Raw genomic sequence first — 18,675 nt, forward strand, 5'->3', positions numbered from 1 at the left:
TCCATTGCAATGCGGGAAACAAAGGTGGGTGTGGCGCTGAATTTCCCGGCAACTACCTACAGCATCAGGTTCGTCCGTAAAAGAAAAACCGCTCTCTCGTCGAAACCAACGTCCTATGGCGAGCTACAAATTTCCCCGTAAAGAAGGTTTAAAATCCCACCCGGAAACAAATTCCAGCCGATGCGGCCAGAACTCACCAAAAAAAGAAAGGTCTGTTAGACAACAGACCTTCTACTAAACTAACCCAAACAAACGTTTAATGAACGTTTAAAAATTTTTATCCTGGAGAACGGGCTTTGGTTATGCCTGTTCCGCGAGTTTTGCCTTGATTTTGGCTTCCACTTCGGTAGCTACTTCCGGGTTATCCAGCAGCAGTTGTTTCACGGCATCGCGGCCCTGACCGAGTTTGTTGCCTTCGTAGCTGAACCAGCTACCGCTTTTCTGCACGATACCGTATTCCACGCCCATGTCTATCAGCTCGCCCACTTTGGAAATACCGTGGCCGAAAATGATGTCGAACTCAGCCATACGGAAAGGAGGCGCTACCTTGTTCTTCACGACCTTCACCTTCACGCGGTTGCCCACGGCTTCATCCCCGTCTTTGATCTGGCTCATACGTCGGATATCCAGCCTTACGGAAGCATAGAACTTCAGGGCGTTACCGCCGGTCGTGGTTTCGGGGTTGCCGAACATCACGCCGATCTTTTCACGCAGCTGGTTGATGAAAATGCAGCAGCAGTTGGTTTTGGAGATCGTAGCGGTCAGTTTGCGGAGGGCCTGGCTCATCAAACGCGCCTGGAGGCCCATTTTGCTTTCGCCCATTTCGCCTTCCAGCTCGCCTTTCGGCACCAGCGCGGCTACGGAATCGATCACCACTACATCTACCGCCCCGGAAAGGATCAGCCTGTCCGCGATCTCGAGCGCCTGTTCGCCGTGGTCCGGCTGGGAGATCAGCAGTGAATCCACATCCACGCCCAGCTTGCGGGCATAAGAACTGTCGAAAGCGTGCTCCGCGTCGATAATGGCGCAAATGCCGCCTTTTTTCTGCGCTTCCGCGATCGTGTGGATCGCCAGCGTGGTTTTACCCGAAGATTCCGGGCCATATATTTCGATCACCCTTCCTTTCGGCAGGCCGCCAATGCCCAAAGCGATATCCAGCCCCAGGGAACCGGTGGAAATAAATTCCATCGGCGCATCAGGCTTCTCGCCCATCATCATCACGGCGCCTTTGCCGAAATCCTTATCAATTTTGTCCATCGTAAGGCGAAGGGCCTTCAGTTTATCAGTATTGCCGTTTGACATAATCTTTGAATTAGTAAGTCAGTATATTTTGTTACAAATTTAATGGTAGTGCAAGTTATAATTATTTCCCCGAAAACTCCTAAAAATTTTAGCATTTTTTCTAAAATACTAATTTGAATAGCATCCGGTGTTTAAACTTGAAATGGGGTAACACGCAATGGACGATACAAAAGTGCATCGTCCTTACGCAGGGGATCTGCGCAGTGAAAAAATATCTATAAAAAAAGGAAATAGCGTTTAGCCCACAATGGCATATGCGACCACCTGTGAAAGCACGCCCACGAACAGGCCGATATATATTTCCCGGGTCGTATGCGCGTCCAGTATCAGCCTCGACGTGGCGGCCAGCCCCGTAAGCACGAATGCTATCGCCAGCGGCAGGCTCACGTTCATGCCCATGCCCCACATCAGCATCATCAGGAAACCCAGCACGCCGCCCCAGCCCGTTGTATGCATGCTGATCTTCACAAAACTGTTCGCCACAAAACATACTACCACGGCCAGGAAGATGCCCAGGAAAAACGCGTCGAAAAAACCCGGGGTCAGGCCTTGGCGTTTGAACGTATAAAAAACCCAGAAATAAAAGATCGTGATCGCCACATAAGGAATGATCCTGTCCATGCGGTCTTCCAGCCGCACGCTGTTCACAAACCCCAGCAATTTTGACAATACCACGGCCAGCAGCGGGAACAGAAAGCAGCCTACGCCCACCCGGATGTACAGCGTATCGAACGGGAACCTGAAACTGTTCTGTTTGAACACCACGAAATATTCCGGCAGCGCGGTTACCACCAGGAAGGTGATGAGCAGCGGGATGAACAAAGGATGCAGCAAATAAGAAAATACTGTTGCTGTTGCCCGAAGGGCGGGCGGAAAATTAACGGCCGATTTCTGCTCTTCCATGAATAATGTAATGATTATAATTCCTTGCGTAAACGCGCAACGGGTATGTTCAGCTGTTCGCGGTATTTTGCCACGGTCCGCCGTGCAATGTTATATCCTTTGTCCTGCAGCATTTTCGTGAGATTTTCGTCGCTGAGCGGCTTGCGTTTGTTTTCGCCGCCGATCATGTCGGACAGGATTTTCTTCACCTCGCGCGTGCTCACTTCCTCGCCGCTGTCTGTAGACAACGATTCGGAGAAAAAGAACTTGAGCTTGAAGGTGCCGAATTCCGTTTGCACATATTTGCTGTTGGCCACGCGGCTTACGGTGGAAATGTCCAGCTGCGTGATGTCTGCAATGTCTTTCAGGATCATCGGCTTCATGGTGGTTTCGTCGCCGGTGAGGAAAAACTCGTGCTGGTAGCTCATGATCGCTTCCATGGTGCTCAGCAGCGTGTGCTGGCGCTGTTTGATGGCGTCGATGAACCATTTGGCCGCGTCGATCTTCTGTTTGATGAACAGCACGGCCTCTTTCTGCCTTTTGTCTTTTTTATCGCCGCGGTCGTATTCTTTCAGCATTTCGCGGTAACCTTCGGAAATGCGGAGGTCCGGCGCGTTTTTACTGTTGAGGGACAATTCGAGCTTGCCGTTGTTGTTGAGGATGAAAAAATCCGGGATCACATAACTCTCCGCCTTGTTCATCAGGCTGTAATTGCCGCCCGGTTTGGGATTGAGCTTGATGATCTGGCCGATGGCCTCGCGGAGGTCTTCGTCGTTGAGGTTCAGCGACCGCTGGATCTTTTCGTAATGTTTTTTGGTGAACTCGTCGAAATAGTTCTCCAGTATCGAGATGGCAGTTTGCACGCCGGGATCGTCAGGATTCTTGCGTTTGAGCTGCAGCAGCAGACATTCTTTCAGGTCCGCGCAGCAAACGCCGGCGGGGTCGAAGGTCTGGATCAGCTTAATAAGCTGTTTGATCTCTTCCTCTTCGGCCTGTATGTTCTGTGAAAATGAAAGGTCGTCTACGATCGCGCTGGTTTCGCGGCGCAGGTACCCGTCGTCGTCGATGCTGCCGATGATCTGTTCGGCAATGCGGCGCTCGCGGTCGTCCAGCGTCTGCAGGCCCAGTTGGCTGAGCAGGTGGTCGTGAAAGGTGGTCTCCACGCGTACGGGAATGGTGCGGGATTCGTCCGGGTCGGGATAATTATCGTCCCTCAGTTTATAATCCGCGATCTCGTCGTCGCCTTCTGAAACGTATTCGGAAATATCGATGTTGTCGTATTCGTTTTCGCTGCCGTCCGGCTCGAACTCTTCTTCGGTATTGGCTTCGAACTCCTCGTTATTTTCTTTGGAAAGATCGTCTTCCTGGCCGTCTTCACTGTATTCAAGGGCGGGATTTTCTTCCAGTTCTTCTTTAATGCGCTCTTCGAGATTGGCCGTAGGCACCTGCAACAGTTTCATGAGCTGAATCTGTTGGGGTGACAACTTTTGTAATAACTTCTGTTGTTGCGTTTGCTTTAGCATGATTCGTTCCTTTTTACCACTTTTCCTCCTCGTCCAGGCTGAGCTGGTCTGGCAACAAGCGGAACGTCCTCCGGTGGTAGGGCGTGTCGCCGTGGGAGCGGATGGCATCCCGGTGATATTTTGTAGGATAACCCTTGTTCTCCTTCCATCCGTATTGCGGGTACTGCTCGTGCAGGGCCTGCATATATTCGTCCCGATAAGTTTTCGCCAGCACAGACGCTGCTGCTATGGATGCATATTTTCCGTCGCCCTGTATGATGCAGGTATGCGGGATGTCGCCATAGGGATGAAAACGGTTACCGTCAATCAGTAACATTTGGGGCTGTAGCGATAATCGTGCCAAAGCTTCGTGCATGGCCTTGAACGAGGCTTTCAGGATATTGATCTTATCAATTTCCAGGTTGCACACGCTGGCTACCGCATAGGCTACCGCCTCCCTTTCTATCACCACCCTTAAAACATTCCTTTCGTCTTCGCTCAACTGCTTCGAATCGTTCAGCAAAGGATGCCGGAAACTTTTCGGCAAAATCACCGCCGCTGCAAATACAGGTCCCGCGAGGCAGCCTCTTCCGGCTTCATCGCAGCCCGCTTCTGTCAAAACATCCTGGTAATATGGCAGCAACAAGTTAACTGATTTTGTTGGCGCTAAAATTACAAAAACCGGCGGAATGATTCCGGAATTGATAAAAATCATCCGGACCGGGCGCGATTAACCCTTATTTTTGCAAGGTTTATGGAAATGCAGCAAAAAAAAGGAAACCGGGCCATCGTTATCTGGCTGTTCACCGGCGTGGCGATGATCATTGTACAGGTGCTGCTGGGCGGCATTACGCGGCTCACGGGCTCCGGCCTCAGCATCACGGAATGGAAGCCCATCCTGGGCGCGCTCCCTCCCATGAATGAAGCGGCCTGGCAGGCGGCTTTCGAAAAATACCAGCAGATCGGCCAGGCCAAATATATCAACAGCCACTTCACCCTGTCCGACTTCAAATGGATCTACTTTTGGGAATGGCTGCACCGCAACTGGGCCCGCCTGATCGGCATCGTATTTATCCTGCCTTTCGTGTGGTTCATCATTAAAAAGAAAATAGACCGCAGCATGATCGTCCCGATGATCATGCTGCTGGTGCTGGGCGCCCTGCAGGGCCTTATCGGCTGGGTGATGGTGAAAAGCGGGCTGAATGAAGAAAACCTCTACGTTTCCCATATTCGTTTAGCCATTCACTTTATCGCCGCGCTGGGATTGTTGTGGTACGTGCTCTGGTTTGCCCTGAAACTCACTGTGCCGGCGGGTTCCATCGTACAGGCGCCTTCCCTGCGCAAACTCTCCGGCTGGGTCCTCTGCATGCTCGTGCTCCAGCTCATTTACGGCGCGTTCATGGCCGGCCTCCACGCCGCGCTGGCCGCCACCACCTGGCCCTCCATCAACGGTTTCGCGGTGCCACCCGGCATGTTTTCGCAGGGCGGGTTCCTGGAAGACGCGACCCACAACCAGATCACCATCCAGTTCATCCACCGCGGCCTCGCTTACCTGCTCACTATTCTCATCGCCATCTGGTACCTGCGCTCGGCCAGGCTGCCGCAGCTCGCCACCGTGCGCGCGCTTGCATTGCTCACCGTGCTGCTCCAGGTTTTTTTAGGCGTGCTCACCGTGCTTAACAGCGACGTGAAAATACCGCTGGGATTCGCGCTGGCACACCAGTTCACCGGCATGGCCCTGCTGATGGTGATGATCTGGGCAAGGTTCGTTACCCGCCGCTGATCTCACATTTAATTTATTTTTAATTTCACGTTCTCGATATTTGCCTTAATTTAAGGTGGTGAAAAGATTCTGGTTACGATTTTTCTATTCTTTCCCTATTCAGCTGCTGATGCTGCATTTCCGCAAGTACCAGGTTTTGCTGATCTTCTGGGCCATATTGTTCAGCACCATCAACGGCGGCTTTGCCAAAACGTTTGGCGGCGATGCGCTGTTCCTTGCACCGGAATATATGGGAAAAGTGAATTTCTACAGCACCACCGTAACCGGCGTCGCCGCGGCCATTTTCACGATGAGCTGGAACATCACCACCTTTATCCTTCACAGCGGCCGTTTTAAATTCCTCGCCACCACCTCGCAGCCTTTTTCGCGCTACTGCCTGAACAACGCCATCATTCCCGGCGCATTCCTGCTCATGCTGCTCTGGCGCGGCTGGCAATACCAGCGCTGGCAGGAGCTCAACTCCGTTCCGCAAATCCTGCTGCTGGCCGAAGGTTTTATCTGCGGTTTCCTCATCATTATATTTTTCTCCTTTTTCTACTTTTTTAACGCGGACAAAAATATCGGCCGCAGGCTGATGAAAAAATTCGGCAACCCGCGCAATTTTCTCCGCACTGTGCTCAAGCCCAACCAGGAAAGAGACGAGAACGCGCTGCCCGTGCACAGCTACTTTTCCAGCCCCTGGCGCATACGCCGGGCCAGGAATGTAGACCACTACAACAAACATTACCTCGATAATATCTTCCGTCAGCACCATTTCGCGGCGATGATCACTATTGCGCTCGCGCTGGTTTTCCTCGTCATAATGGCTTACCTGATGGATTACAACGCTTTCCGCATCCCGGCGGGCGCCAGCGTGATGATCTTTTTCGCGTTCCTGATCGGCGTGGCGGGCGCATATGCCTACCTGCTGGAAAGCTGGGCCATCCCGGTGCTGATCACCCTGATCTTCGGGCTGAACTGGATGGTGAAGAACCAGTGGATCGACAATCGCAACAAAGCATACGGCCTCAATTACCTCGATAAAAAAGACCGCCCGGAATACAGCGTGCACAGCCTGCAGGAGTTTTTCACCGCGGCCCGCGCCGAAGCCGACCGGAAAAACACGCTGGAAATATTGGAGAACTGGAAAAAGAAATTTCCCCCCGGCTCCAAACCGCCCATCATCATCATCAACACCAGCGGCGGCGGCAGCCGTTCCGCCGCATGGACGATGAACGTGCTCCAGCGCTACGACAGCCTGCTGAAAGGAAAACTGCTCGACCATACCTTTCTCATGACCGGCGCTTCCGGCGGAATGCTGGGCGCCACTTATTTCCGCGAGCTGTACCTCCGCCAGCAGGAAGGCCGAATGCCCACGCGGGCGCGGCTGTACGACAGTCTTTACTGCGAAAAGATTTCCCGCGACCTGCTCAATTCCGTGTTCAGCTCATTCGCGGTAAACGATTTTATTACGCCGTTCAGGCATTTCAATATCGGCAAAAACGCCTACGCCAAAGACCGCGGCTATGCCTTTGAAATGCAGCTGAACCTGAATACGGACAATGTTCTCAACAAAACCATCGGCGATTATAAACAGCCCGAATACGAAGCGAAGATCCCGATGATGATCTGGTGCGCCACCCTGAATGCGGACGGGCGCAGGCTGTTTATGAGCCCGCAGCCGGTGAGTTATCTCTGCGCCGCCGATTACCGGTACCCCACGCGCTCCGTGCGGGATGTGGACGGGGTGGACTTCAACCAGTTTTTCGCCAACCAGCACTCCAACGAGCTTCGCGTGACCAGCGCCATCCGCATGAGCGCCACGTTCCCCTATGTGCTGCCCAACGTGTTCCTCCCCAGCAATCCCATTGTAGACGTAATGGACGCGGGCATCCGCGACAATTTCGGGCAGGAGACCAGCATCCGTTTTTTATACACGTTCCGCGAATGGATCAATGAAAACACGGGCGGGGTGATCTTCATGCAGATCAGGGACACGCGTAAAAACGACGTAACGCCTATCAAACAAACGAAAGACCTGGGCGACCTGATCTTTGAGCCCTTGTTTTCGATGCAGGCGCACTGGATGAGCATGCAGGATTTTCACCAGGACCACCTGGTCAATTATATAGAAGCGTATTTTCCCAACAAATTCAAACGCCTCATCTTCCAGTACGTGCCGCAGCAGGTCGAAAAGGCCGCCGCGCTGAGCTGGCACCTCACCCCCAGGGAAAAGCTGGACATCGCCCGCGCGCTGGACAATCCGGGCAACCAGCAGGCGTTCGGACAGCTCAATGAAGCGTTGACCAGGGCGCTTACACAACAACAGGAACACTAACTTGTTGGTTTTGAACAGGTAATGTGTTTCCCGGCCATATCCTGATATTTCACGTTTATTTAAGGTATCCCTACAGGTAATTCCCGCGATTATTCGTACCTTTGCGCCTTCGTTTGGAGCCGCCCGGAAAAAGTTACCCCGGAACGACTTCAAAATGCGGCTAAATCACTCATTGTCATGCAAATTAGAAACATCGCCATTATCGCGCACGTAGACCACGGTAAAACTACCCTGGTGGATAAAATCCTCCACTCTACCAACGTATTCCGGGCCAACCAGGAAACCGGGGAGCTGATCATGGACAACAACGACCTTGAAAAAGAGCGTGGTATCACCATCCTCAGCAAAAACGTATCGGTTGAATACAAAGGCGTAAAGATCAACGTGATAGACACTCCGGGCCACGCCGACTTCGGTGGCGAGGTGGAGCGCGTATTAAAAATGGCCGATGGCGTGATCCTGCTGGTGGACGCTTTCGAAGGCCCCATGCCGCAGACGCGTTTCGTACTGCAGAAGGCATTGCAGCTGAACCTGAAACCCATCGTGGTGATCAACAAGGTGGACAAAGCCAACTGCCGCCCCGATGAAGTGCATGATGCCGTATTTGAACTGTTCTTTAACCTGGACGCTACGGAAGACCAGTTAAACTTCCCCACCTATTACGGTTCCGGCAAAAACGGCTGGTTCAACGATAGCCTGGAGCCCAGGGAAGACATCATCCCCTTGCTGGATGGCATCCTGACGCACGTTCCCGAGCCGAAAATAAACGAAGGCACCCTGCAGATGCAGATCACTTCCCTCGATTACTCCACCTTCCTCGGCCGTATCGCCGTAGGTAAAGTAACCCGCGGAAAGATCGCTGAAGGCCAGCCTATCAGCCTGGTGCAGGTAGACGGTTCCATTAAAAAGACCCGCGTACGTGAATTGTACATATTCGAATCGCTTGGTAAAAAACGCGTGCAGGAAGTGCTGGCCGGCGACATTTGCGCGGTGGTAGGCATTGAAGATTTCGGTATCGGCGATACGATCGCTGATTTCGAAAATCCGGAAGCATTGCCGGTTATCAGCGTAGACGAACCGACGATGAACATGCTGTTCAGCATCAACAACTCTCCTTTCTTTGGTAAAGACGGCAAGTTCGTGACCTCCCGTCACCTCCGCGACCGCCTGATGAAAGAAACCGAGAAGAACCTGGCATTGCGCGTACACGATACCGAAGCTGCGGACAGCTTCATGGTATACGGCCGCGGCATCCTTCACCTGGGCGTGCTGGTGGAAACCATGCGCCGCGAAGGATATGAGCTGACCGTTGGCCAGCCGCAGGTAATCACAAAGATCATCGACGGCAAAAAATGCGAACCGTTTGAAACCCTCGTGGTAGACGTTCCGCAGGAATTTGCTTCCAAAGTGATCGACCTCGTAACCCGCCGCAGAGGCGAAATGCTGATCATGGAAACCAAAGGTGAAATGCAGCACCTGGAATTCGAGATCCCTTCCCGCGGTTTGATCGGCCTGCGTACGCAGATGCTGACAAATACTGCCGGTGAAGCTGTAATGGCGCACCGCTTTATGGATTACAAACCCTGGAAAGGCCCCATCCCCGGCCGTAACAACGGTGTTCTTTGCGCCAAGGAAGGCGGTACCACTACCGGTTACTCCCTCGATAAACTGCAGGACAGAGGCTCATTCTTCGTGGACCCGGGAGAAGAGGTTTACAAAGGCATGATCATCGGTGAGAACAACAAACCCGGCGACCTGGTGGTAAACCCCAACGAAGGCAAAAAATTGACCAACATGCGTGCAAGCGGTACCGATGGCGCCGCTAATATCGCACCTAAAATACTGATGACGCTGGAAGAATGTATGGAGTACATCCAGCAGGACGAGTGCATCGAAGTAACGCCCAACCACATCCGTATGCGTAAAACCATCCTGGACGAAGAAGAAAGGAAGAAGTTCCAAAAGATGTTGAAGGCGGAAGAGGTTGGCTAAGTTGTTTAGATGAAAACAAAAGGATTATAAACCGTCCCGTAATCACGGGACGTTTTTTTTTTTGCCTTACATTCCCGGCAGGCCCATGCCGCCAAGCATGCCGCCCGCCACGTTCTTCATTTCGTTTTCCCATGCATGCTCCGCATTTTTCAGCGCACGGTTCAGCGCGGAGATCAGCAGGTCTTCCAGCTCTTCTTTCCTTTCCGCCGCCAGCAGCGAAGGATCGATCTCCAGGCTTTTTATTTCGCGGTTGCCCGTTGCCACCGCTTTCACGGCGCCGTTGCCGGCTTCGCCTTCAACAGTGATATGTTTGAGGCGCTCTTTGCTGTCGTTCATTTTCTGCTGCGCTTCCTGCAGCTTTCCAAACAAGTCTCCGAACATATTTTTCAGGTTTTCGGCAAAGATAAATATTCCGCTCGCACCAGATTCCGTATCTTGGCACCCTATGATCACCACTTCAGTTTGTATTATCGGGGCGGGGCCCGGAGGCGCTACCGCGGCGCTGCAATTGGACAGGCTGGGCATTCCCTGCGTGGTTGCCGACAAAGCTGTTTTTCCCCGCGATAAAGTGTGCGGAGACGGTCTCAGCGGCAAAGTGATCACCGGGCTCGAAAAGATCGATAAAGGCATCGCGGAAAGGCTGCGGGCTTTTGTGGAAAAAGAAAACAGCTGGGGCGTTACTTTCGTTTCCCCCGGCCGCCAGGGCATGGACGTGCCGTACAAACCCAATTATAACAAACAGGCAGACGAGCCGCTGGGCTTCGTTTGCAAACGCATTCACTTCGACAATTTTATGGTGGACGAGCTGAAACGCAGTGCCAACGTACAACTTTTTGAAGGCGTTACCATCGATAAATATTCGCTGGACGAAGATGGTTACACCGTGCGCAACGCGGCCGGCGATTTCGAGGTGAAAGCGAAACTCCTCATCGTGGCCAACGGCGCGCATTCTTCGTTCACCAAAGAAGTGGCGGGCATCCGCATGGAGCCGAAGTATTACGCCGCGGGCATCAGGGCGTATTACAAAGGCGTGAAAGGCACGCATGCAGACAGTTTCATCGAGCTGCACTTCCTCAAGAACCTGCTGCCGGGCTACCTCTGGATCTTCCCGCTGCCCAACGGCGAAGCCAACGTAGGCATGGACATGCTCAGCGACGCCGTGCGCGACCGGAAAGTGAACCTGAAACAATTGCTTACCGATACGCTCAAACAGGACCCCGTTTTCGCGGAACGTTTCCGCGACGCGGAAATGACCAGTAGCCTCGACGGTTATGGCCTTCCGCTGGGCTCCAAAAAACGCAGGCTTTCCGGCAACCGCTACATGCTCGTGGGAGACGCTGCTTACATCATCGACCCGTTCACGGGAGAAGGCATCGGCAACGCCATTTACAGCGGCGCCATTGCCGCGAAGCAGGCCGCGGCCTGTCTTGCCGCAGGCAACTTCGGCGAAGAGATCATGATGGCGTACGACGAAAGCGTATACCGTGTGCTGGGCCCTGAACTGAAACTGAGCTACAAACTGCAGCAGCTCGTGAAATACCCGCGCCTGTTTAACTGGCTCATGAAAATGGGCATGCGCAACAAGCAGCTCCGCGACGTGATCTCGAGCATGTTTTACGAAGTGGACCTTCGCAAGAAACTGACCAAACCTTCCTTTTACGTCAAACTTTTACTGAACCGGTAAAACTTATGAGAGGAATATCCCTGCTGCTTTGTTTATTCATTTGCGCGGAAGGTTTCGCGCAGATGCCGCTGTACGAGGAAAAGAACGGGCAGCTGCGGCTCACGACCGAAGGTGCGGCGCATCTTTCCGCTTTGCCGCTGAAATGCATGCAGCATGAATTTCCTTACAAAACCGGCATTGTGTACACCGATTCGTCGATGCTGGGCGCGCCGCGCAGTTACCATCCCGCGTTTTACGGGTGTTACGACTGGCACAGCAGCGTGCACGGCCACTGGATGCTGGTGCGGCTGCTCAAAATGTACCCGCAGCTGCCCAATGCCGCCGAGATCAGGCGGAAGCTGGCGGAGAACCTTTCGCAGGAGAATATCCGCACGGAACTGCTGCTTTTCAGCAGCAAGGAAAACAAGGGATTCGAACGAATTTACGGCTGGAGCTGGCTGCTACAGCTGCAAACGGAGCTGATCACCTGGAACGATCCGCTCGCCGCACAATTGCGCCGCAACATAGCGCCGCTGGCGTTTTATTTCAGCAACGCCTACCGCGATTTCCTCAAAAAGATCGCTTATCCCATCCGCGTGGGCGAGCATACCAACCTCGCGTTCGGCCTGCGGCTGGCCTGGGATTACGCCGTTACCGCAAGAGACACCGCCCTGCAATCTTCTATAAAATCCACGGCTATGCGGTTTTACGCGAACGACCGCGATTGCCCTGCCAGCTGGGAGCCGGGCGGGTACGACTTCCTGTCGCCGTGCCTTGAAGAGGCCGACCTGATGTCGCGTATTTTGCCGTCGGAAGCCTATCGGAAATGGGTGAAAAACTTTCTGCCCGGGCTTTTCAAACAAAACTCGGCGATCTTTAACGTGGCTACCGTCAACGACCGTTCAGACGGCAAGCTCGTTCACCTCGACGGGCTGAATCTCAGCCGCGCATGGTGCCTTTATGGCATCGCCCGCCATTGCGGGGAACAGCAGGAAGCCGTGCGCGCACTGGCCACGCTTCACCTGAAAACCGCCGTGCCACATGTTGCCAGCGGCGATTATGCGGGAGAGCACTGGCTCGCTACTTTCGCCGTATATGCGTTGACGGTAGAATATTGATCCTTCATAAAATATGGCCCTATGCCCATACTCAGCTCCATTCTTGTGCTTGCCGCGGGAATAAACCTGGCTTCCGGCCTTATCGTGCTGGTATCGCTCGGCATTTTCACCGGCGTGGCCGTTTACGTTAACCGGCTTTCCGTGCCGCCGCGTTATCCTACTTCCGTTCCCTGGAATATCAGCGGAGGACTTATTCTCATTGTGCTGGTGCTCATCTTCCGGCAGATCGCCAGCGTCTGGTCGCTGGGCAATATGGAAGTGTGGAGAGCGGATTTCTGGCAGAACATCGACGCGCAGCTGGAGGGCGGGCAGGCTTTTACGTTAAAACTGGTCATTGTACTGGAGATCGCTTTCAATTCCTTTCTTGTGGTTGCCGCCGCTTTCCTGCTGCTGCTTTTCTCCAGGACGCGCGACATTTTCCCCCGCACGTTCATGATCGTTCTTATTGCACAGGAATTGTTCATTTTCCTGGATACTGTGCTTGTGAGCTTTCAACTCAGCGGACTGGAAACGGAAGGGCTGAGGATAACAATGGTAAAGAGTATTCTCCGGTGGCTGATAGCCGGCCTGCTGATCGGTTATGTAACGGGGTCCATAAGGTCTAAACACACGTTCGTGGTGCCATACCGCAACCATGAGGAAGAAGACGATCCCGGGTTCCTGGCGGATCTTGAAGAAGAGAATAAAAAAAGGGCTTTGTAGGCCCTTTTTTCTTTATTACAGGTCGATGGTTTCTGAATCGAACACCACTACTTTATCCCAGAGCATGTTGCAGTTTTTGATAAACTCCAGGTGCACGGGATGTTCCTGGTAAACGTCGTGGCCCGCAAGGTCGTTAAAAACGGTGAGCAGGCAGTAGCTGTAACTTTTGTCTATCACGGTGCGGTCTGTATCAGCCGGCTTGCCTACATTGAACACAATCAGGCTTTCAATTTTGCCGAGAGAGCTTACGCATTCCTCGAATTTTTTCACATCTGAAGCAGACAATCCGGGCTTCAGGTAGAAATTAACAACGTGCACGAATTTTTTGGATGTGGGCATAACCGCTGGTTTTTTACGGATGCCAAATTAGCGGTTCCGTGTTGAAAAATCAAGCCGTCCTTTACGAAGCTCAGGTATGTTCCGCGATATGTTTGCGCACTGCCATCCAGTTGACGGCATACACCAGTACGAGTATCGCCGCCGTGGCCGCCAGGGCTATAATGCCCGGCCATTCGGACACGAACATGTTCCTTTCCGCCAGCAGTCCTGACGCCCACCATTGCAGGCCGGTAACCGCCGCGAAGGCGATCACGCCGGTGATAAGATACATGGGAATGAATTGCCGCAGCAGGTACCGCTGCAGCTGCCCGGGAGACGCGCCCAGCGTGATCAGCAGCCGTATTTCGTTCCGGTACGATTCTATCACCAGCTGAATGAACATGCTGAATACCAGCAATGCGAACATCAGCAGTACCAATCCGAAAAAACCGACGGCCGACACGATGATCTGCACGATGCCCCTGATCTTGCTGTATTTGGTCTTTTCTTCGTCCGTTACGTATTTGTGTTCTTCAAGGTAAGTGGTGAGTTCCGTGCTGCTGGGGTCTTTGGTTTTGATGATGATGCGCGAGGGCGCTTTGGCCGCGCCTGTGCCGTAAATACCGTTCGCCCAGTCCATAAAGGTTTGCGGCACGAGCACGGTGGAAATGCGGTCGCTGAAGCCGACAATGCGGCCGCGGAAACTTGCGGTGCGCATGCCCTGGCTGATCACGATACCGGGGCTGAGGGTTTTGATGGTTTCTTCGGAAAACTGGGGCATGTTGTTGCCCAATGCAAAACCGAAATTGAACATGTTGGTGAAATCGCGCGGCACGATGATGGGCACGAGCTGTTCGCCCTCCTGCCACTTCCAGTCGTCGCTTTTCACGTCTATGAAAGTATCCGGTACGGATTCGAAGAATGCGAGGGTGGAAAAGCCCAGCTGGTCCGCTTCGAGGCGCACGTTGTATTGCGCGGCGGTGATAATGCTGAAGTCTTCGACGAACGGCTGCGCGGCGATGTCTTTCAGTTCTTCCGGCCTGAAAACCGTCAGTTCCGGCCGGCCCATCATATCGTTGGTGATCTTTTTGTTCACCACCAGGTAATCCGCCCGCTCGTTCTGGTTCCTGCGGCCATAGAGCAGTTCGTTGAAATTGGTGTGCACCTGCAGCGCCACCAGTATCAGCAGCATCGCTATTCCCAGCCCGACGGACGCCATCCAGAAGCGGCCCCGGCCCACGCCTGTGTGTATGATCTTCTTTAAAATCTCGTTGAACTGCATGTTATAATAAATAGCTTACGGTGTAGTCAAATCGCTGGTCGTGGTCCAGGTCGGTGAGAATGAAGCCGGCCTTGCGCGCATGGCATTCGTCCGCGATCAATCGGGCGGCTTTATCGGCGTTGGCTTCGTCGAGATGGCTGAAGGGCTCGTCCATCATCAGCCATTCGAACGGCTGCATCAGCGCCCTGATGATCGCAATACGCTGGCGCTCGCCGTACGAAAGCGTGGCGCCGCTCTGCTGCAGCACATGCGTTACGCCGAGGCGCTCCGCAAATTCCAGCGCTTTTTCGCGGGGGTAAAACGGCTGCGGCTGCATCACCCTTTTTAATTCGATGTTCTCCAAAGCGGTAAGCTGGTCAAACAGCCGGAGGTCCTGGAACACCACGCTTACCTGCCCCTGGCGGATGGCGCTGAGCTGGTCGCGGTTGTACGACTGCCAGGGCTTGCCGTTCACGCTCACGGTTCCCGTATAATCATAACGGATATGATAGAGATAATGCACCAGCGTGGTTTTGCCGGTGCCCGAAGGCGCTTTTATTTTGACGAATTGTCCTGGTTGGAAAGTAACGTCGCGGTTCCAGATGTCGGACTCCCGCTGCAATATCCTTTCGCGCAGCGGCACCGGCACCACCGCAGAAAGCTGGATCTGCATATGTGGCTGTTGTAGAAACTTAAATATAGGCAAAAAAAAAGAAGCTGCCCGTGTGGGCAGCTTCCGCATTCGTCTTTTGCAGACAAAAATTTATTGTACAGGCACAGCCACTGCAGAATCCACGATAACGTTCGCGTCAACGGTAGAATCTGTAGCTTGCTGGCTTCTGCTGTCAAATTTATTCGCTTCGTAGTAACCCCACATTTTTTTGGTGAAGTTTACCATCTGCGCCAACGTGTTCTGGCTTTCATTTTTGAAGTTCAGTTCCAGTACGGATTTCTGCGTGTTGCCGCTGAAAGGCTCGGTGGAAACGGTCAGGTTTTTCAGCAGGCCTTTGATATCGTTGGAAATGCTGTCGGGCAGTTCTTTCAACGATTCTTCAGGCATGTTGTTCACAATTTTCTCGATATCGAGATATACGCTGAATACGCTGCCTTTTGCGGCGTTCACTGCTACGTCGTCGAGCTTGGCTTTGGATTTGCCGGCGTCGTAAGTGGTCAGCAGCGCTTCGTCTGACGCCACCAGGATGCGTTTATCGTTGATGGACAGCGCGATTTCGCCGAGCGGTTGCTGGGGAACGTAGTTTTCGCCCACTTTGGTAAACATCGGGGCTACCATTTTGCTGCTCATCACTTTTTCGAAAGCGGCCTTGTCGCCCACTTTCATATTGAACACGAATTTGATGTCGGGTTTCTGGGCGGCGGAAGTTGCGGAAAAGTCCGAGCCTACAATGGCGAGCTCGCCTTTGAAAGCTTTTAATATGTCGTCGAGCGTGAGCTGCGCTTCAGCGAGGCCCATGTTGGCGAAACCGTCCATGCCGAGGAGTTTCAGGATGTCGCCCAGCATGCGCAGGTCGAAGTTCATGATGGCGAAACCGAACACGTTCCCGGAAGGATAGTTCTCGATCATGTCCATGTTCACTTTCTCCATCGGGTATTTCTTCATGATGTCCTGCATTTCTTTACCCGCGTAAGATTTGCTGTTCACCTTGATCTTGCCGTTCTCGAAATGGATGGCGGCGGCGGTGTAAGCGCCTTCGGTGAGTTTTTTGATATTGCCGGTCATCAGCGCGGCCATACCGGAAGGCGTGCCGGGATTAAAGGCGTATACCTGTTCGCTGCTCATCCAGAAAAACGCGTCGCCTTTTTCTTTCTGTACTTCTTTGAAAGATTCAACGGTCGCGATGGATTCGTCTTTTTTCAGGTGGAACAGTTTGTTGAGCGTTTCGGTGTTGTTGGCGGTTTTAGCCGGTGCGGGAGCCGCGGCGGCGCTGTCGCCGAAATCGTCCATGGCATACGGGTTATGGCGCTCGAAGTCGGTGGGGTCGAACGCGAATACGCCGATGATGGTTTCGTTGCTGAAACCGACGATGGCGTTTTTATCTTCCACGTATTTAAAATCGGTGCCTGCTTTTACTTCTTTTTTTGATTTCTCCTTGATAAAAGCTTCGAACTTGGCGGCGTCTTTCAGTTTGGCATAAGCGGCCACATAACCTTTGGCGCCGGCTTCGCCGGGAACCATGGCGATGAATACGTCGCCTTTCATATCTACGCCTGAGTTTTCGGCATCTTTCATGGCTTTGGCCAGGGAGCTGGAGGTATCCTGGGATTGCACGGCGTCGAACAGTTTATCGACCGTAAGCCCGTCTTTCACCAGTTTTTCCTGGATCTGCTCGGAGTTTACGCCCAATACCATGGCCGCGTTTTTGGGAATATGTTTACCCTGTTCCGGGGTTTTGGAACAGGCGGATAACAATAACACCGCTGCTCCTGATAAAACAAGCAGTGTTCTGGAAATCATTCTTTTCATAAAGAGAAAGATGTTAAATGGATTTGAGAATTACGGGTAAAAATAACGGGTTTTTTGCTAATACGTTTAAATTTGTTCTTATCTAGGGCAAACCCCGCTACTTTCAACAATTTGTCTACCTTTGCATATATCTGAATTTTAACCATTTACTGAAGAACCGTTTCATTATGTACCTGATTCTTTTGCAGTACATCCGCCCTGTTGCGGCTATTGAGCATTATATGGCCGCGCACAACGCTTTCCTGGAAAAACAGTACCGGGAAGGAAAATTCATCATTTCAGGCCGGAGGAAGCCCCGTACGGGCGCCATCATTTTATGCCGCGCGGGCAGCCGCCGCGAAGTGGAGGCAATCCTGGCGGAAGACCCGCTGGATAAATTCCAGCTGGCCGTGTACGACATCATCGAATTCGAGCCGAACACCTTCGAAATGGCCGATATCAGTTCCTGAGCCGTTCCTTTTTATGTTTTTGTTGTTCCCGCTTCCGCCCCCGCGGCCTGCATTGCTCATGCACCGTACCCTTCACGCCTTAATGCTTCCGCGTCTTTTCCACCGGTATCCCTGAATCAGGTTTAATTCTTCAATTTCAATTCCCTATTAATAAAAATATACACCAGGGCCGCGCCGCAAACCGGCATAACGATACGAACGCTTATATGGAACGCGGTTATTAATGATACAGGTAAAAAGGAAAAAGGCCGGCTGTGTGGATCGCCGGCGCTTTCTTTTTCGTTTCCAGGAAATACTTGTGAATGATTTTACGCATTATGGTTGGCTAAAAACCCAGCTCCGGCCGCAACGGGCGTTGTGCCGTACATACATACAGTCAGGTAGGGTGTCTTATTCTTTTTCTTTGTACTTCTTTTCGACCTCTTTCGCCTTTTCAAAATCGAGGATCACCGAATTGATGCAATAACGCAAGCCTGTTGGCGGAGGCCCGTCGTCGAAAACATGTCCCAGGTGAGACTTGCAGCGGCCGCATTGTACTTCGGTACGCTGCATGCCGTGCGAATTGTCCGGCGTATAGATCACGCTGGTTTTGCTGATGGGCTGGTAAAAGCTCGGCCAGCCACAGCCGCTTTCAAATTTGGTGTCTGACACGAAGAGCGGATTGCCGCATGCTGCGCAATAGTAAGTGCCTTTATCCTTCGCATTCCAGTACTTACCCGTAAAAGCCCATTCCGTGCCCTTTTCACGGGCAATATCATACACATCTTTGGGCAAAAGGTTTTTCCATTCTGCATCTGTTAGGTTTACTTTACCAGTATCCGTGCGGGAGTACACCGGATTCTTTTTTTCTTCCATTGTATTGGTTTTTTTCCCGTTTTGAGAGTATGTGCAGTGGCTGATCAGT

The 18,675-nt window shown here is 52.6% G+C and carries 17 protein-coding genes; 7 read left to right on the top strand and 10 right to left on the bottom strand.

From position 1 onward, the window contains the following. Positions 1-300: 300 nt before the first annotated feature. The 4 genes from recA to J7I43_RS11255 form a co-directional block, all read right to left on the bottom strand. Positions 301-1,302, bottom strand: coding sequence for a recombinase RecA (recA, locus tag J7I43_RS11240; protein ID WP_209145768.1), 1,002 nt, complete (start codon positions 1,300-1,302; stop codon positions 301-303). A gap of 237 nt (positions 1,303-1,539) precedes the next feature. Next, a complete protein-coding gene (locus J7I43_RS11245; RefSeq protein WP_209145769.1) occupies positions 1,540-2,205 on the bottom strand; it encodes a hypothetical protein in 666 nt (221 codons plus the stop codon). A gap of 14 nt (positions 2,206-2,219) precedes the next feature. Then, positions 2,220-3,707, bottom strand: a complete 1,488-nt coding sequence (rpoN, locus tag J7I43_RS11250; protein WP_262898699.1) for an RNA polymerase factor sigma-54 — start codon at positions 3,705-3,707, stop codon at positions 2,220-2,222. A gap of 13 nt (positions 3,708-3,720) precedes the next feature. After that, on the bottom strand, positions 3,721-4,332 hold the full coding sequence (locus tag J7I43_RS11255) for a ribonuclease HII (protein ID WP_209145771.1): 612 nt from the start codon (positions 4,330-4,332) through the stop codon (positions 3,721-3,723). Positions 4,333-4,440: 108 nt separating this feature from the next. On the opposite strand from J7I43_RS11255, the gene J7I43_RS11260 reads away from it, so the two are divergent. The 3 genes from J7I43_RS11260 (at position 4,441) to typA (ending at position 9,778) form a co-directional block, all read left to right on the top strand. Further along, positions 4,441-5,469 (top strand): COX15/CtaA family protein, encoded by a 1,029-nt coding sequence (locus J7I43_RS11260; protein WP_209145772.1) that lies wholly within the window; start codon positions 4,441-4,443, stop codon positions 5,467-5,469. A gap of 58 nt (positions 5,470-5,527) precedes the next feature. Further along, positions 5,528-7,786 carry a patatin-like phospholipase family protein gene (locus J7I43_RS24940; RefSeq protein WP_209145773.1) on the top strand — a complete coding sequence of 753 codons (2,259 nt, stop codon included), beginning with the start codon at positions 5,528-5,530 and terminating at the stop codon, positions 7,784-7,786. Positions 7,787-7,963: 177 nt separating this feature from the next. Next, positions 7,964-9,778, top strand: a complete 1,815-nt coding sequence (gene typA / locus J7I43_RS11270) for a translational GTPase TypA (protein ID WP_209145774.1) — start codon at positions 7,964-7,966, stop codon at positions 9,776-9,778. 66 nt (positions 9,779-9,844) lie between these two features. Here the strand turns inward: typA and J7I43_RS11275 are convergent, their stop codons facing one another. Further along, positions 9,845-10,159: a YbaB/EbfC family nucleoid-associated protein gene (locus tag J7I43_RS11275; RefSeq protein ID WP_209145775.1), complete on the bottom strand. Its 315-nt coding sequence runs from the start codon at positions 10,157-10,159 to the stop codon at positions 9,845-9,847. A 64-nt stretch (positions 10,160-10,223) separates the two neighbouring features. Between J7I43_RS11275 and J7I43_RS11280 the strand changes: the two genes are divergently transcribed. From J7I43_RS11280 to J7I43_RS11290, 3 genes are read left to right on the top strand one after another with little or no spacing between them, the layout of a single operon-like run. After that, positions 10,224-11,462, top strand: a complete 1,239-nt coding sequence (locus J7I43_RS11280; RefSeq protein ID WP_209145776.1) for an NAD(P)/FAD-dependent oxidoreductase — start codon at positions 10,224-10,226, stop codon at positions 11,460-11,462. 5 nt (positions 11,463-11,467) lie between these two features. Continuing rightward, entirely contained in the window at positions 11,468-12,559 is a 1,092-nt protein-coding gene (locus tag J7I43_RS11285) for a DUF2891 domain-containing protein (RefSeq protein ID WP_209145777.1), read from the top strand. Between the two features lie 21 nt (positions 12,560-12,580). Further along, the gene (locus J7I43_RS11290) at positions 12,581-13,261 is read left to right on the top strand and encodes a DUF2569 family protein (RefSeq protein ID WP_209145778.1); all 681 of its coding nucleotides are present in this window, start codon (positions 12,581-12,583) and stop codon (positions 13,259-13,261) included. Positions 13,262-13,276: 15 nt separating this feature from the next. Here the strand turns inward: J7I43_RS11290 and J7I43_RS11295 are convergent, their stop codons facing one another. From J7I43_RS11295 to J7I43_RS11310, 4 genes are all read right to left on the bottom strand, one after another. Next, on the bottom strand, positions 13,277-13,600 hold the full coding sequence (locus tag J7I43_RS11295; protein WP_209145779.1) for a Dabb family protein: 324 nt from the start codon (positions 13,598-13,600) through the stop codon (positions 13,277-13,279). Between the two features lie 70 nt (positions 13,601-13,670). Next, positions 13,671-14,861, bottom strand: coding sequence for an FtsX-like permease family protein (locus J7I43_RS11300; RefSeq protein WP_209145780.1), 1,191 nt, complete (start codon positions 14,859-14,861; stop codon positions 13,671-13,673). Between the two features lies 1 nt (position 14,862). Next, a complete protein-coding gene (locus J7I43_RS11305) occupies positions 14,863-15,513 on the bottom strand; it encodes an ATP-binding cassette domain-containing protein (protein ID WP_209145781.1) in 651 nt (216 codons plus the stop codon). Between the two features lie 90 nt (positions 15,514-15,603). Further along, the gene (locus tag J7I43_RS11310; protein ID WP_209145782.1) at positions 15,604-17,322 is read right to left on the bottom strand and encodes a DUF4836 family protein; all 1,719 of its coding nucleotides are present in this window, start codon (positions 17,320-17,322) and stop codon (positions 15,604-15,606) included. A gap of 167 nt (positions 17,323-17,489) precedes the next feature. Here J7I43_RS11310 and J7I43_RS11315 point away from each other — a divergent pair, with 167 nt between their 5' ends. Next, entirely contained in the window at positions 17,490-17,771 is a 282-nt protein-coding gene (locus tag J7I43_RS11315; protein ID WP_209145783.1) for a YciI family protein, read from the top strand. A 390-nt stretch (positions 17,772-18,161) separates the two neighbouring features. On the opposite strand, the gene msrB is transcribed toward J7I43_RS11315, so the two are convergent. After that, positions 18,162-18,626, bottom strand: a complete 465-nt coding sequence (gene msrB, locus J7I43_RS11320; RefSeq protein WP_209145784.1) for a peptide-methionine (R)-S-oxide reductase MsrB — start codon at positions 18,624-18,626, stop codon at positions 18,162-18,164. Positions 18,627-18,675 lie beyond the last annotated feature (49 nt).

Source organism: Chitinophaga chungangae (assembly GCF_017742215.1).
GTDB classification, from domain to species: domain Bacteria; phylum Bacteroidota; class Bacteroidia; order Chitinophagales; family Chitinophagaceae; genus Chitinophaga; species Chitinophaga chungangae.

Coding starts and splice junctions, on each gene's coding strand:
- recA (WP_209145768.1), bottom strand. CDS start 1,302: ATGTCAAACGGCAATACTGATAAACTGAAGGCCCTTCGCCTTACGATG.
- J7I43_RS11245 (WP_209145769.1), bottom strand. CDS start 2,205: ATGGAAGAGCAGAAATCGGCCGTTAATTTTCCGCCCGCCCTTCGGGCA.
- rpoN (WP_262898699.1), bottom strand. CDS start 3,707: ATGCTAAAGCAAACGCAACAACAGAAGTTATTACAAAAGTTGTCACCC.
- J7I43_RS11260 (WP_209145772.1), top strand. CDS start 4,441: ATGGAAATGCAGCAAAAAAAAGGAAACCGGGCCATCGTTATCTGGCTG.
- typA (WP_209145774.1), top strand. CDS start 7,964: ATGCAAATTAGAAACATCGCCATTATCGCGCACGTAGACCACGGTAAA.
- J7I43_RS11275 (WP_209145775.1), bottom strand. CDS start 10,159: ATGTTCGGAGACTTGTTTGGAAAGCTGCAGGAAGCGCAGCAGAAAATG.
- J7I43_RS11280 (WP_209145776.1), top strand. CDS start 10,224: ATGATCACCACTTCAGTTTGTATTATCGGGGCGGGGCCCGGAGGCGCT.
- J7I43_RS11285 (WP_209145777.1), top strand. CDS start 11,468: ATGAGAGGAATATCCCTGCTGCTTTGTTTATTCATTTGCGCGGAAGGT.
- J7I43_RS11290 (WP_209145778.1), top strand. CDS start 12,581: ATGCCCATACTCAGCTCCATTCTTGTGCTTGCCGCGGGAATAAACCTG.
- J7I43_RS11295 (WP_209145779.1), bottom strand. CDS start 13,600: ATGCCCACATCCAAAAAATTCGTGCACGTTGTTAATTTCTACCTGAAG.
- J7I43_RS11300 (WP_209145780.1), bottom strand. CDS start 14,861: ATGCAGTTCAACGAGATTTTAAAGAAGATCATACACACAGGCGTGGGC.
- J7I43_RS11305 (WP_209145781.1), bottom strand. CDS start 15,513: ATGCAGATCCAGCTTTCTGCGGTGGTGCCGGTGCCGCTGCGCGAAAGG.
- J7I43_RS11310 (WP_209145782.1), bottom strand. CDS start 17,322: ATGAAAAGAATGATTTCCAGAACACTGCTTGTTTTATCAGGAGCAGCG.
- J7I43_RS11315 (WP_209145783.1), top strand. CDS start 17,490: ATGTACCTGATTCTTTTGCAGTACATCCGCCCTGTTGCGGCTATTGAG.
- msrB (WP_209145784.1), bottom strand. CDS start 18,626: ATGGAAGAAAAAAAGAATCCGGTGTACTCCCGCACGGATACTGGTAAA.